This is a genomic window from Agathobaculum sp. LCP25S3_E8 (assembly GCF_052117165.1).
GTDB lineage: Bacteria > Bacillota > Clostridia > Oscillospirales > Butyricicoccaceae > Agathobaculum.
Genome location: NZ_JBQKJR010000071.1, coordinates 1 through 15248, shown reverse-complemented (window position 1 = coordinate 15248; position 15248 = coordinate 1). Strand labels below are relative to the sequence as shown.

The 15248-nt window shown below is 49.5% G+C and carries 12 protein-coding genes and 1 pseudogene; 10 read left to right on the top strand and 3 right to left on the bottom strand.

Features of this window, described 5'->3' with window-relative positions:
* Nucleotides 1–81 (top strand): IS3 family transposase (locus ACTQ34_RS16000; protein WP_441364662.1); only part of this gene is annotated, 81 nt, incomplete at its 5' end.
* Nucleotides 82–508: 427 nt separating this feature from the next.
* On the opposite strand, the gene ACTQ34_RS15995 is transcribed toward ACTQ34_RS16000, so the two are convergent.
* From ACTQ34_RS15995 to ACTQ34_RS15985, 3 genes are all read right to left on the bottom strand, one after another.
* The gene (locus tag ACTQ34_RS15995; RefSeq protein ID WP_441364661.1) at nt 509–1987 is read right to left on the bottom strand and encodes a SpoIIE family protein phosphatase; all 1479 of its coding nucleotides are present in this window, start codon (nt 1985–1987) and stop codon (nt 509–511) included.
* 107 nt (nt 1988–2094) lie between these two features.
* Complete coding sequence (locus ACTQ34_RS15990) at nt 2095–3216, bottom strand: hypothetical protein (protein ID WP_441364660.1); 1122 nt, start codon at nt 3214–3216, stop codon at nt 2095–2097.
* Nucleotides 3217–3547: 331 nt separating this feature from the next.
* A complete protein-coding gene (locus tag ACTQ34_RS15985) occupies nt 3548–4438 on the bottom strand; it encodes a LysR family transcriptional regulator (RefSeq protein ID WP_441364659.1) in 891 nt (296 codons plus the stop codon).
* A 159-nt stretch (nt 4439–4597) separates the two neighbouring features.
* Here ACTQ34_RS15985 and ACTQ34_RS15980 point away from each other — a divergent pair, with 159 nt between their 5' ends.
* The 9 genes and pseudogenes from ACTQ34_RS15980 to ACTQ34_RS15940 all read left to right on the top strand — a co-directional run bounded on the left by ACTQ34_RS15980 (nt 4598) and on the right by ACTQ34_RS15940 (nt 15148).
* Nucleotides 4598–5818 carry a dicarboxylate/amino acid:cation symporter gene (locus ACTQ34_RS15980; protein WP_441364658.1) on the top strand — a complete coding sequence of 407 codons (1221 nt, stop codon included), beginning with the start codon at nt 4598–4600 and terminating at the stop codon, nt 5816–5818.
* A 30-nt stretch (nt 5819–5848) separates the two neighbouring features.
* Nucleotides 5849–6517 (top strand): L-serine ammonia-lyase, iron-sulfur-dependent subunit beta, encoded by a 669-nt coding sequence (gene sdaAB, locus ACTQ34_RS15975; protein ID WP_441364657.1) that lies wholly within the window; start codon nt 5849–5851, stop codon nt 6515–6517.
* Between the two features lie 13 nt (nt 6518–6530).
* A complete protein-coding gene (gene sdaAA, locus ACTQ34_RS15970) occupies nt 6531–7400 on the top strand; it encodes an L-serine ammonia-lyase, iron-sulfur-dependent, subunit alpha (protein ID WP_441364656.1) in 870 nt (289 codons plus the stop codon).
* Between the two features lie 193 nt (nt 7401–7593).
* Nucleotides 7594–7938: pseudogene (locus tag ACTQ34_RS15965) on the top strand (carbon storage regulator); the annotation flags it as partial.
* A 262-nt stretch (nt 7939–8200) separates the two neighbouring features.
* A complete protein-coding gene (locus ACTQ34_RS15960) occupies nt 8201–9064 on the top strand; it encodes an RNA-guided endonuclease InsQ/TnpB family protein (RefSeq protein ID WP_441364655.1) in 864 nt (287 codons plus the stop codon).
* Nucleotides 9065–9439: 375 nt separating this feature from the next.
* A complete protein-coding gene (locus ACTQ34_RS15955) occupies nt 9440–11536 on the top strand; it encodes a flagellin N-terminal helical domain-containing protein (RefSeq protein ID WP_441364654.1) in 2097 nt (698 codons plus the stop codon).
* Between the two features lie 99 nt (nt 11537–11635).
* The gene (locus tag ACTQ34_RS15950) at nt 11636–13606 is read left to right on the top strand and encodes a hypothetical protein (protein WP_441364653.1); all 1971 of its coding nucleotides are present in this window, start codon (nt 11636–11638) and stop codon (nt 13604–13606) included.
* Nucleotides 13607–13618: 12 nt separating this feature from the next.
* Nucleotides 13619–14773 (top strand): adenylyl-sulfate kinase, encoded by a 1155-nt coding sequence (locus ACTQ34_RS15945; RefSeq protein ID WP_441364652.1) that lies wholly within the window; start codon nt 13619–13621, stop codon nt 14771–14773.
* Between the two features lie 3 nt (nt 14774–14776).
* Nucleotides 14777–15148, top strand: a complete 372-nt coding sequence (locus tag ACTQ34_RS15940) for a PHP domain-containing protein (RefSeq protein WP_441364651.1) — start codon at nt 14777–14779, stop codon at nt 15146–15148.
* Nucleotides 15149–15248 lie beyond the last annotated feature (100 nt).

Genomic DNA, 15248 nt, shown 5'->3' with positions numbered 1-15248 from the left:
TATAACCATAACCGAATCAAAGAAAAATTGAATGGGTTAAGTCCTGTCCAATACAGAATTCAAAATGGCTTTGCCGCATAACTTTTGTCCAACTTTTGGGGAGCACTTCAATCCGCGGTGCCACCTTGATTCACGGCATGCCCGTGCGCTTAGCAGGATACCAACATATCCCCGGCAAATGACGTCTGCCTGCAACGTCGCAGAATACTCTGTGCAAAGCACATTTGACTGCGCCCTCAGCGGTCCATTTGACAACTTGTTTCTCACCTGACTCTCAGCACCACAGGCTCTCTGTAAAGGCATCATTGCCGTTATCTCCGCTTCAACGGTTTAAATATGAATTTTGGACTATTATACTCCTCTTCATCCTGTATGTCAATGGGTTTGTGAAAATGATTACAAGCAGCCTAGTTCCATATTTCAGCTGTATCTCACCACTCCCTCTTTCGAGTGAACTCCACCGGAGACACAGATGACTAAAAGCGCATCCATGATCGCCTGTCATCTTTTACGCCTTCATCTGCTCTTTATATTCTAAGCACAGCATTGTAATATCGTCAAATTGTGGTGAACCGCTGACAAATTCATCAATATCCAACTTTACCGCCGCAAGCAGTTCCGTCGGAGAGCAATCCACATTTCTACAAAGGGCATCGGTCAAGCGCTTCATTCCATACAGTTCATTGTCTTTGTTCATCGCCTCTGTGACGCCATCTGTATATTGAAAAACTTTATCTCCCGGCGCCAACTGCATGCTGCCTGATTGGTACTTTATCCCCTCCAAGCCAGCCAGAACAAATCCTGCCTGAATTGCATATGGCTCAAATTTGCCGCCTTTTTTACAAATAAACGGAGGTTCATGCCCTGCGTTGACAAAGACAAACTCTCCTGTCTCAAGGTTAAGCACACCTTCAAACGCAGTAATAAACAGTCCTTCGCTATTGGATTCGCACAGAAGATCGTTTACCTCTGTAAATACCTCTCCTAAATCCCGACCCGGCTGGGTGTGATCTTTAATCAGGGTTTTACCGATTACCATGAATAGCGCTGCCGGAACGCCCTTGCCGGACACATCCGCCATGACAATAGCAAGATGCTTCTCATCCACCATAAAGAAATCGTAAAAATCGCCGCCAACTTCTTTTGCCGGATTCATGGTTGCATAAATATCGAATTCGCTGCGGTCCGGAAAGGCAGGAAATATGCACGGCAACATGGAGGACTGAATATGCGTTGCAACATTCAGTTCCGTGCCAATGCGTTCCTTTTCTGCTGTAACCTCGGATAGCTGATGGATATATTCCCGCACCTCCGCATCCATACTTTTGAACGCTTCTGAAAGTTCCTCGATCTCATCTCCTGTATGTATCTCAATATTAAATTTGCTTTCCTGCTCCAGATTGCCGACCATTTCTTTGGCGGCAATGTTCAATTGGTTGATCGGCTCAACCACTCTTTTTCGCACCAGAGTATAAAATACTGCGATCGAAACAATAATGACGCCTACTACGCTCAAAACGATCATTAGAATGAAGCCGAAAAGCTCTTTTTGGATCTGCGGCATGGAGATATCCACACCAACCACCGCGACCGGCTCTCCCGCACTGTTAAAGATCGGCGAAAAAGCCGAAGCAATATAGCCATATACCTCATCCCGGTTTATTGAGATTTCCTCCGGCGGATTTTGCCTGTAAATCTTCTCTACCGCTTCCTTGCCATCCACCATATAACCTTCATGATAGCCCAGCTCCCGTGCGCCCTCCCGATTATCGGCATCCCATACATAAACCAAATCATCTTCATAGGGAACAAAGACATAATAATACTTTATATCCGTCTGCTTTTGCGTAGCATTTAGGAAATCCTGTACCTGCTGATAGTAATCATCTTTCTTTCCTGTTTCCACATAGGTGAGCACACGATCCCCATCGATATACTCCACTGCCGTTCGGGCATAGGAAAACGCAAGATCGTTGTATTCTTCCATTCGCACTTTTCGGTACTGGAGGCTACATGTGATGCAAATGCACAATATCAAAACAACCGCCAGAAAAAGGAATCCAATCATTACCTTTTTCCCTAACTTGTACCTTTTCATTTATGCCCCCTAAACATCTGCTTTTCCCTTTTGCTTGACCAGAAATGTGCAATCACAATCGAAATAACACTGATACCCGTGCCAAGCGCCAACGTCAGCGGCACCGGTAGCGTCTGTGTACCGCGCATTATATAAAGAATGACGTTCACACTTATAGAAATAATTACCCAATGAACACAATATATTACATTGATGTTTCGACTGATTTCACCCACACATGCCATTATTTTTTTCGGCAAGTATTTGACCAGCACGAAATAAATGCCGAGCATCCCTATCGTCAGAGCCAAACAAGCAATGGCATCCAAGGTAATCAAATGGTAATAGCAATTTTCTCCTTCGCCAAACATACCAAATCCATTTATAATTCCGATTGGAAAGTAAACGATTACAATCAGCAGTCCTGTAGAAGAAAAAATTCTGTAAAAACCTGCTTTGTTTTTTACATACAAAAGTTTTTTGCCGAAAATATAGCCGCTCACCGGGATAATCAGCCAATTCATCAACGGGAAATCAGACAGCACCCGACCTGCGGCATCTTCCGTTCCTATAATGTAACCAAGAAAAATATTACCAAGTGGATTTCCTACATCCGTACCGTTCCAGCATGTGCCTGCTAGGGACATGCCCAAGCATATGATCAGCATCAACCAGTCCGGCATACGTAATTTGATAAATAGCGCCACAACCAAAATCGCAAGGCCTGCAAATTGCATAATATCATTACCGAAAAAGCGATATAGCAGCGGACTTATATATTGACTATAGTCGTTGGTTATCCAATATCCCACCAGAGAAGGAATCAAAAAACGACAGATATTCAAGATGCATCCGAAAATTTCTATTTTGATGCCCCTGCGAAAGAAATCATGTGGAGAATTATGGCTTGTATATGCCATTCCTATTCCCATGGCAAACATATACATCGGTGCACTGAACGGACCTCCGATGATGGTATCAAACAAATACGGTATTCCATACGCAAGCTGAGGTTCAGGCGTACAGGCAATGGTACAATGAATCAAAGCCAGAAAAAAGAGCATCATCGCTTTCGCAAAATCCAATTCGTTCTGTCTTTCACGATTTATGACTTCAGTTGAAAAAATTTTGTTCTCCATCTTTTTTATCTCGTTTTACTGCTGTTTAATATAAGAAATCTATCCATGCTCAACAACGCATTTTCGTGAAGCTCTATCCTCAAAAACCTCAACAGAAAACCAGTCTGTCATGGTACAACTGCAGCCCCCATTACAGCTTTTTATTCATTTTACCAAATGTGCTATTTATTTTCAAGTAGCGACAAATTCTAATCACAATCCCTAGTCAACAGACGATGATACGAGCAGTCTGCAATGATGCTCTTAAAACACGGATTGCAGGGCAACACTTGATATTATCTTGCCCGGTTGTCATATCGCACAGATAGCGGTTGAGGGACACAGCCCTCACTCAGCGGTTAATCTCTTCCACCAAACGCACAAATTCATTCATCTCACGGGTATGCCATTTTTCTTTATGGGAAAATATCTGACGATACAACGAAGCATGAAAATTGGTGACGTTCAGCAGTGACAATTTCCCCTGTCGTACACTCTGCTCCACTGCATACCACGGCAAAAACGAAATGCCTCGGTTGATTTCCAGCATTTTGATGATAAAAGAGGTATCGCTGCATTCCAGAAACGGCGTAAGTATCGTCTCACGTGATGCCAGAAACCGGTCGAGCACACGTCGATAGTTGGCATCGCGCTCCGTCAGATAAAACGGCTTGTCCAGCAACTGCTCCACCTTCAAATCAGGAATTTCTCGCAGCTCAGCTCCAAGCGAGGCCGACGCCACAAATACCACTTTTTCACGCTGTTCCATCAGCTTACGCCAATCATTATTATATTGCGGCTCATCCAAAATATAAATCATGTCCAATTCGCCGCGCTCCATTTGCGCTATCAAATTCTCCGGTTCTCCCGTGGTCACGCGAATAACAACCTGCGGATGCTTTTCCCAATACAATCTCAGTACAGCAGGCAGCTTGAAAAAGCACAGGGATTCAATCGTGCCGATATGCAGCCGTCCGCGCAGTTCGCCTGCATCTGAAACGGAAAGCCGTGCTTTGTTCACCTCATTGAGCACCTCATAGGCACGCTCCAGAAACTGCATCCCCGGATCGGTCAGCGCAATGCGCTTTCCCATCCGATCGAATAACCGGGTGTGCAGTTCCTCCTCCAACTGATGGATCTGCACCGTCACTGCGGACTGCGAATATCCCAAACTTTCTGCCGCTTTCGAAAAACTTTTGAATTGAGCGACCCGGATAAACGTGCTGAGTTGGCGTAATTCCATAAATATGCGCACCCTTTTTTATGCATCATTTTATTATTAATAATTTTAAATGATAAGATTAAATTTATGAATTTGACTTATCTTTATAAACAGAATATACTAAAATCAACAAAGGTGCAAGGGAAATTTAAGCAAAATTATTAGGAGGTTGTTTCGCTCATGGACAAGAAAAAATTTAAACTCGGCCTGCTCCCTAAACTCATCATCGCCATCATCATCGGTATCCTGTTCGGCCAGTTCCTGCCGGAATGGTTCTGTCGTGTCGTGGTAACCGCATCCAAAATCTTTAGTACCTTCTTATCATTTGTTATACCGCTGATGATCCTCGCCTACGTTACTATGGGTATTGCCAACCTGAAAAACGGCGCGGGAAAACTACTGCTCATCACCGTAATTATCGCCTATGGTTCCACGCTGCTCGCAGGCTCGGCCTCCTATTTTGTGGCGCATAATCTGTTCCCCAGCTTTATGAGTCCCGATGCGCTGGAGCAGATCGCTGCGACAGCCGAGAATTCTCTGGAAACCTATTTCAGTCTAAGCATACCTCCTCTGCTGGACACGCTGTCCGCTGTTGTACTGGCCTTTGTGCTCGGCCTGTGCCTCTCTTCGCTGCGCGGCAAAACCATCGGAGATACGCTGTATAACGGCATCAGCGACTTCTCCGGTATCATTGACAAGGTGCTTCATTCGGTCATCATTCCCTTGCTGCCGCTCTACATCTGCGGCACTTTCACCGATATGACCAAATCCGGTAAAACTTTCGCTATTCTGGGCATCCTATGGAAGGTATTCCTTGTCGTCATCATCATGCATCTTATCTGCATCGTCGTGCAATTCACCATCGCAGGTGCTGTCAGCAAGAAAAATCCCTTCACCCTTATCAAAAACCAGATCCCCGGTTATGCTACAGCGCTTGGTACGCAGTCCTCTGCCGCAACCATCCCGGTTAATCTCCAGTGCGCAGAAGCAGACGGTGTTTCCGAGGAAATTCGTAATTTTGTTGTTCCGCTGTGCGCCAACATCCATATGGCCGGTTCGATGATTACCATCACAGCCTGTGCAACCGCTGTATGCCTGATGAATCAGCTCCCCATCAGCATTGCGACCGTAGTCCCCTTTGTCATGACGCTTGGCATTGCCATGATTGCTTCCCCCGGCGCACCCGGCGGCTCCATCATGACCGCGCTTCCCTTCCTGTACATGATTTTCGGTGCGGAAGCAGGCGACCCCAGCGGTCCGATCTGCGCAATTATGGTTGCTCTGTATATCACCCAGGACTCCTTCGGCACAGCCTGCAACGTATCCGGCGATAATGCAATCGGCGTCATCGTTGATACCATTTATCAGAAATTCATCAACAAAAATCCCGCGAAATCCTGATTATCCTGCAATCAGGTAAGGAGAACATTCATGTCCTTTGTCAGTGTTTTCGATGTTTTGGGGCCGAACATGATCGGCCCCTCCAGCTCCCATACAGCAGGAGCTGCCGTCATCGCCTTTTTGGCGCACAAAATGATTGCCCCACCGCTTAAAAAAGTGGACTTTACCCTTTATGGTTCTTTTGCCAAAACCTATCACGGTCATGGCACCGACCGCGCACTGTTGGGCGGTATGATGGGTTTTAATACGGATGATATCCGCATCCGCAATTCTTTTCAGATTGCCGCAGAGCGCGGACTCGCTTACAGCTTCACCCCGTGCGAATCCGAGACAGACATACACCCGAATACGGTGGATATCCGCATGGAAAACACCCGTGGGCAATCGATGACTGTGCGCGGGGAATCGCTGGGCGGAGGCAAGGTACGCATCTCCCGCATCAACGGTGTCTCGGTGGATTTTACCGGCGATTACAGCACGGTTATCGTCGTCCAGCAGGACAAGCCCGGTGTCGTTGCGCATATCACCAAGGTTCTCAGCGACAGCAATGTCAATATTGCTTTTATGCGTCTGTTCCGCGAATCCAAAGGCAATACAGCCTATACCATCGTCGAATCGGACGGTCGATTTCCGGAGGGCATTGCCGAACCGCTGCGCAACAACCCCCATGTGCATGACGTAATGATTGTAGAACCGTAGGGAGAGAAAATATATGGATTTCAAATCTGCCAAAGAACTGCTGGTGTTGTGCCAGCAGGAACAATGCCTGATCTCTGAGATCATGCGTCGTCGGGAATGCATTTTGGGTGAAACAACTCGTGATATGGTGGATCACCGGATGGCGCGCGCACTGGAGATTATGCGCAATTCCGCCACGCAGCCGCTGAAAAACCCAACTAAGTCCATGGGCGGCCTGATTGGCGGCGAAGCTAAAAAGTTATCCGCTCATGCAGCCAAGGGCAAGGCAATCTGCGGCGATGTTCTGGTCAAAGCCATGACATACGCGGTAGCGGTACTGGAGGTCAATGCATCCATGGGCCTCATCGTAGCTGCTCCCACCGCTGGCTCAGCCGGTGTGGTGCCCGGTTTATTATTGGCACTGCAGGATTGCTACAAAATTTCTGATGCTCGCCTTATTGACGCGCTGTTTAACGCAGGTGCCATCGGCTATTTAGCCATGCGTAATGCAACCGTCGCCGGTGCTGTAGGTGGCTGTCAGGCTGAAATCGGTGTTGCGGCTGCAATGGCAGCTTCTGCGACTGTCGAGTTGATGGGCGGCACACCGGAACAAAGTTTGGACGCGGGCTCCACGGTTCTGATGAACATGTTGGGACTGGTCTGTGATCCTGTTGGCGGTCTGGTGGAATATCCCTGTCAGAACAGAAACGCCGCCGGTGTTGCCAACGCACTGATAGCTGCTGAACTTTCACTCAGCGGAGTTCACCAGCTCATTCCATTTGATGAAATGCTGGCAACCATGTATGCCGTTGGACGGCGCATTCCCATCGAGCTGCGAGAAACCGCGCTGGGTGGCTGCGCCGTCACCCCCTCCGCCTGTGAAATATGCGGCCGCTGTAGTTAAAGAAAAAATTTTTCTCCTCGCTTCTGTGAACCGCTCCAGATACGCTTGCGGACGCTGTGATTGTTCATTCCGTGCAGCAGGCATCGCGCTCCAAGTCATAGAATAGCTGAGCCGCATGAAAATTTGAATTTTACAAAGCCTGGTGTTTATCAACACCAGGCTTTATTTTTTGCATACAGTCGCATTTTCTACAATGCCGCCATTCGGCAACGTTTTTGACATGCACTCGCGAAGCATGCCCACTTTAACTATCATGATACATATAAAAAGAGAGATTCCCATTTTATCGGGAATCTCTTTTTTTGCGCATATTTTCGACGGTTTAACCCCGCAGTCTGTTACAAAAAGTATACTTTTAGGAACAATTTTACAGATATTGGATTACGGAGAGGAGTACACCGTGCTTTCTTTGCAAATCAAATCGGGAGAATACATTACCATCGGGGAAAACGTGGTCATTCAGGTATTCCAGCGTTCAGGTTCCCAATTTCGGCTGGCAATTCAAGCGCCCAGAGAACTGCCTATCGTTCGTGGAGAAGTGCGTGAGCGAACCGGCGCCCCCCGACCGGAAAGCGTAGGGGAATATTTCGATAGGCAGGAGACGCGCAAGCGCGCCAAGCATGTACGGCGTCTTGCCGCCCAACGGAAGGCAGCCGCAACACGCGCGGACGCGGTGCAACAGCTTCGAACAATTTTAGATGAGTTGGAATCGCTGCCGGAAGTACAACAGGCCGCGCGCGCGCAGCTTAAGCGACTTGAACTTGCTGAAATAAGCATGAAACAAGGAGGTGCAGCACCCGATGGCACAGAGTCAAGTCGGAATTATTATCCGCAACACAACCATCTATTGCCAATACTATCCGTCTGGAAAAGGCGCAAGCATCTATTTGGCGGACAACGGTATCCGACTTCCCAAAGCCGGAATCGTAGAAGCCAGATTATATCGCAAGCCGCTGCATTGGTGGAAACTCAAAACCGCGACGGTCAGCAAAAGCCCGTCCGGCAAGTATTTCTGCTCACTGACATTTGAGTATGTAGTAAAACCACCCAAAGCGGTACAACCGACATTGGAAACCACGTTGGGACTGAATTTTTCCCTATCCCATTTTTACATAGACAGTAACGGACACGCCGCTGATGCACCGCACTGGATACAGCGCTCGCAAGACAAGCTCGGGCGGATGCAAAAGCGACTTGCACAAATGCAGCGCGGCTCAAAAAACTACGAGCAGCAGCTTCACAGACTCCAGTGCCTGTATGAGCACATCGCAAACCAGCGAAAAGATTTCATTCACAAGGAAAGCCGGCGGATAGCCAACGCCTGGGACGCCGTGTGTGTGAAAGATACCGATCTGGTAAAGATGTCGCAGACACTCCAACTCGGCAACGTAATGGATGCGGGCTATGGGCAATTCCGTGCATACCTGCAATACAAGCTGGAACGTATGGGCAAGCCATATATCGTGGTGGAAAAATACTTCCCCTCCGCTAAAACATGCCATTTTTGTGGTGCAGTCAACGATGCGCTTGCCCCAGATGCACGTCGCTGGCGATGTCCTTCCTGCGGCGCTGTGCTAATGCGTGCCAACAATGCCGCAGAAAACCTGCGAAATCAGGGTCTTGCACAGTATTACGCAAACCAAGGTCGACGCGTTTCCGCCTGACCTTCTCAAAGAACCCTTATACCGGCCGGGACACCGGTGTATGCCCAGCTGATTGCAGCGCGGAGGCGTTGATCGGATCGAAAGAGTCCTATCTTCCGATGCGATCAGCGTTTCCGACGCAATCAATGGGAACAAAAGACGGCAACCCGCTGTATTTCACGGCGGCGCGCCCGAAGCCCGTATTTGCGGGCGGTCCACGAGAATCCAACATAATTTTGTTTTCATCCGGCCGACGGGTCGGTTGAAATAGAGTTCATGCGCCAATCATTTGCGGACAGTCCGGCCGGTTGCCCGAAAATCGGATGGCGCTCCACGACCTGTGCTGGGGCAATAGGATGGCCCTGTCACATTAATCAGATTTAGGAGGAACCTAATATGCGTATTCAACACAACATAATGGCGATGAACGCCTACCGCAACTACTCCACCAACACCAGCGCGCTCTCCAAGAACCTGGAGAAGCTGTCTTCCGGTTACAATATTAACCGCGCAGGCGATGACGCTGCCGGCCTTGCCATTTCCGAGAAGATGCGTGCTCAGATTACCGGTCTGGAAACCGCGCAGAAGAACGCGAAAGACGGCATCTCCCTGGTGCAGACCGCTGAAGGTGCGTTGACCGAAGTACATGATATGCTCAACCGTATGGTCGAGCTGGCCAACCAGTCCGCAAACGGCACTTACGACAACGACACCGACCGCGCTAACCTGCAGAAGGAAGTTGACCAGCTGCTGGAGGAAATCGACCGCATCGCCGATTCCGCAAACTTCAACGGCATCAACCTGCTCGATGGCACCATGTCGTCCGGCACCGTAAAGGCCAGCTACAATGCCCTGAGCGCTACCGATATCAAGGGTCTGCTGCTGCCCGAGGCTGCGGCCAGCACAGCCGGCGTCGCTGGCACCAACACCATGCTGGAGACCAATGCCGATGCAGGCCAGCTGCCCTCCTTCTCGGTTGAGCTGGACGGCCTGAGCCATGTCGTAAAATCTGCAACTACCGACACCTTTACGCTTACCATCGGCGGTCAAACGGCTTCGATTGCTGCGGGTGCTTTCAATACTGCTGGATATAAGAACGGCGACAAGCTGGAAGCCGCCGATCTCGCTGAACTGCTCGACGGCAAGCAGGTTACTCTGGATGGTACTTCTTATACCGCCAAGGCAAACGGTTCCAAACTGGAATTCACCGCTGATGCTGTACCCGATAAGGCTATCAACGCGCACTATGACGTAAGTTTCACGGGTGTGAAGGGAAGCACGGTTGCCGCTACTTCCGGCGTTTACACCACCGGCGCCTATACTGCAGGCGGTGCTGCTACCAGCGACGCTGCCATGGAAGTCACTATTCAGCTGACGGACGGCAAGAGCTTGACCTTTAAGGCTGCAAGTCTGGCTCAGAACGCTACTATTGGCACCATCAAAACTGCGCTCCAAGCTGCTACTGCAAGTGTGGACGGTAAGACCTATAAGCTCAGTGACTACTTCACTGTTGGCAGTGCTACGAACACGCTCACGTTCACCAGCGTAGAGAAGGGCGCCAATACCGCCAAGGTCACCAACGTTGCATATACCAAGGGCGCCGCCGGCACTGGCACATTGGCTGGTGTTGCAGCCTCTACCGCTTGGGTTGCCGGCGCAGACGCTTATGATAATGGTACCAGCGGCTCGATCAACGTCGGCTCGGTCAATATTGTGGTCAACGATCTGGTTACGCCGAATCAGCTGGCCAACACCGTGCTCGACCTGTCCGGCAAGCTCACCGACGGCAGCAAGATCACACTGGGCGACCAGACCTATACCATCGCTGTTGGCGATGACAGCGCATTTGCTGACGTTGCCGGTGCGGTAAAGGTGGACGCTAACGCTACCGAGGAAGAAATCGCAAGCGCACTGACCGTAGCCGCCAAGGATAACACGACCTTCTCGGTTGGTCATGTTGCCAACACCGGCAAGATCAGCCTGCAGCAGCTCCAGTCCGCTAAGGATTCCACCGATATGACCACCATGGATAAGCTGGCCAGCTATATTGGCGTGTCTACCGTGGATACCACCAAGGGCGAACCGATTGTCGGTAAGGGCCTGACTCTCCAGATCGGTGGCACGAGCGATGATTTCAACCAGCTCACCGTTGACATTCAGGATATGCACGCTGATTCCCTCGGCATTGCGGGCCTGAATATCAGCACACAGGATGGCGCACAGGCTGCGGTTGACACCATCAAGAATGCGATCAACACTGTATCCTCTGTCCGCGGTACGCTGGGCGCTACCCAGAACCGTCTGGATCACACCATCAACAACCTGTCCGTCATGACGGAGAATATTCAGGATGCTGAGTCCACCATCCGCGACACCGACGTTGCTGATGAGATGATGGCTTACACCAAGAACAACATCCTCGTTCAGTCTGCACAGGCAATGCTGGCGCAGGCCAATCAGGTTCCGCAGGGCGTTCTGCAGCTGCTGCAGTAAGCATAGCGGTTCCACACAGATTCAAAAACACCCGATGTATGTGGGGGCTGGGTTTCTGCCCGGCCCCCCTTCTATATGGTGAAATAAGGAGAACATGTCATGACAAAAACCCTCTTGCTGGCCCGAAAGCTGGTGCAGCTGAACAAAAAGGAAGCGGCGATGCAAGCCTACTTCCTGGCACTTGAGAAAGCGGAAGAACTGGAACCGCAGGAAGAACTGGAAGCCGCCTCTTATATCTTTTTTGCCGAGGGAGACTATAAAATCTCCTTTACAACCTTTGTATCCCTATACAATCGAGGACTGTTTCAGGCAGAGCTGATGAATCTGATGATGCAGGCATTCTATCTGCCCAATGTGCAGAAACAGAAAAAGCTCTATGAACGTAACTGCCGCGCGCTGGGCCGCTATTCCTACCTGTTTCAAAAGGATTTTCCGGCTTTGGATGCGCTGCCCATTCTGTTTTTCCCCTTTGATGACAAGGGCTATATCCCCTATTTCAAGGTCGAAAACCGCTTTGGCGAGTATGTAAACTTTGACAATCCGGTGATTGACCGATATTTCTTTCAAGATTTGGAAAACCCCATCCTTGCCAAGGATGTTTATTCTCAATATCAGCTGGAATATTTATATGACAACGTGCGCAAAAGCGAATGGGTAGGCCGGGAGAATCACATCTACCTGCACTATACCGATTGGATGCAATTTTGCGCATATCTCCAATGTTTGGATTTTTCCGGACTATTGAAAGACAAAAAGTTTGTCTTTCTGATGGAGGAAAAAATCAGCCAATATCCCATCGACTTTCAAACTCGCTTCGGCATCGATTACAGCCGGTTCCCCGTCAAGCCGATTGGAATCCGCGAGGTCCATCGGCTGATCTGGCACACCCAGCTTTCCACCCATAACGGCGGCGACTTTTTCAACGAAATTCTCTACGGTCACCCCAATCTTCTTGCGTATGAATCCGTCATGTTTGATAAAATGGAAGAACTGATTCATCAGCAACGCGAGCAGGCAAAGGACGTTTCCCTTAAAAGCTCCTCTTATATCGTGCGAGAGCTGGCGCAGATCCCCAGTCCGACGGATAAAGACTGTCTGGTGACGCTTTTCTTAAATTCCGATACCGTCAGCGGCGATATCCGCGGCAATTCCCGCATCGTTCCGGCGCTGTTGTTCCAGCCTCACTTTTCCAATGTCCTCTGCCGCATAGACTATGACCAGCCGAAAAATCAGGCGGTCCTCACGTCGGATATTTATCAAAAGATCTCCCATTCTCCCCTGTTCCGCCAATTCAAATACATCAAGACATTCACGCCGATCCGGCGTCCTACAACCAGCTATGGCGCTACCGTACGTTTTATGAGCAAAAGAACAGAGGAAGAGGGCAAAAAGCACGTCATCACAGACGTGTTTACCGAACGTCTGCTCAACCGCACTTTCATGATCGATCAGTGGGATCGCCTTTTCCGGGATAGCGTACTGGTGCGTTTCGAGGACGGCAAACTCAACCCCAAGGCCACCTTCACCGCCTTGGCGGAATTTCTGGACATCCCCTATACCGAAAGCATGACCTACTGCTCCGGGCAAAGCGGGTTAAATCCAGAATCCCTGCCGGGCAACGATCTGGGCTTTGATCCGGCCGCCATTTACCGCACTTATGATGAATATGTGAATGATGACGACCGTTTTCTGCTGGAATATTTCATGCGAGATATATATGAAACATATGGTTATGACTTCCACTATTATCATGGCGAACCAGTGGATATGACCCTGATAAACGAAAAGTTGAAAGGCTTTCATCATTTGGATCAAGCTATTTATCAGTCGTACAAGGATGCCACAGAAAACAATTTTGCGGTTATTTGTGATGGTAAAGTTGTACGGTCTTCAGAACAAAGCGATCGCATCGCGCAGAGATATTTGGAGCGCTATGCCAAAAATCGCATGCGGGTGAGCGGCATGCTGATGCAGACGCCCCAATTTGTCAACGCCGACGGTCAGCCGCTGCGCCTGATGAAAAAACTGAAGCTCAATCCGGCTCTGCTGGAGCAGCCTGAGTATCACTAAGGAGGAGCGGTAATGGAAAACAAGGGAACGGTTTACTTTTTTACCGGCCTATCAGGTGCGGGTAAAACCACGATCGGCGGCCTGTTTTACCGCCGTTTAAAAGCAACAAAATCCAATGCGGTTTATCTGGATGGCGACGAAATCCGTGTGGCCTTCGGCGAGGATGTGGGATATACTCAGGAAGAACGTTTGCGCTGGGCAGGGCGCATTTTCCGCGTATGCAAACTGCTTTCCGAGCAGGGCATCGATGTGGTGTGCTGCTCCATAGCTATGTTTGACTCTGTGCGCTGCTGGAACCGGGCCAATATTCCCAACTATAAAGAAATTTATATTCGGGTTAGAAAAGAAACGCTTATTCAGCGCAACCAGAAGGGCCTGTATACCATAGGCAAGAATGTAGTGGGTGTGGATTTACCATTTGATGAACCCAGTCATCCGGATCTCATCCTTCAAAACGACGGGGACTGCACGCCTTTGGAGCTAGTCGAGAACATCGAACGCGTTTTTTATCCCAACATCGTCGAGAATCCCATTGATAATACCGCGTACTGGAACCAATATTATCACAATCGCATTTGCTCAACGGAGCCTTCACCTTTTGCACAGTATGTTGCCACATTGGTGGAGCCTGGCAAGACGCTGGTTGATTTAGGCTGCGGTAACGGGCGGGATGCGCTGTTCTTTGCAAAACAAGGACTACAGGTGGTGGGAATTGATCTGTCGCGCTCTGCCATTGACCAGCTCAATCAACAGCCCGTAAAAAACGCACGTTTCCTGTGCAGCGATTTTATTGCAAGTGACACCTATCAATCGGAGAGCTACGACTATGCCTACAGCCGTTTTACCATCCACGCCATCAACCAAAAGCAGGAGGCTATGCTGCTGCAAACCATGTTCCGTGCGCTGAAACAGGGTGGAAAGTTTTTTATTGAGGTGCGCAGCGTCAATGATCCTTTATACGGCAAGGGCAAGGCAGTCGAGCGTAACGCATTCTTTTATGACAATCACTACCGCCGCTTCATTGTTCGAGATGATCTGGTGGGAGCACTGGAAAAACGAGGTTTCCGTGTGGAATATGCCAAAGAGCAAACCGGCTTTGCACCCTATGGCAATGACGATCCGCCGGTCATCCGCATTGTGGCGGTCAAACCTCAGAACGAGGTGTAAACGATGGTACAGATGGTTGACCTTCATACCCACTCCACGGCCTCCGACGGTCAGTATTCCCCATCCTGTCTGGTGCAACAAGCCAAGCAAGCCGGAATCGGCGTCGTGGCGCTTACCGACCATGACACGGTCGCCGGTGTAGAAGAGGCATGTCAGGCTGGGCCGCGATACGGTATAACGGTTTTGCGCGGGGTGGAACTGGGCGCCAAAGAGGACAGGCATATGCACATTTTGGGGCTGGGCTTTTGCTCCGACTGTACGCAGCTGACTCTGCTGTGTCAAAGGCTTCAGGATGGACGAGAGGAACGGAAATACCGCATCATCGATTTTCTTCACGAAAAAGAGATAAGTATTTCGCTGGAAGAAGTGGAATAGTCAAGAAAACCGCACACCCAACGAATTCAATTAGGCAACCTGCGCCGGATTTTGCGCCCACCGTGCGCGCTTGCGCAGCGGAGGAAGGTTTTCCTCATTG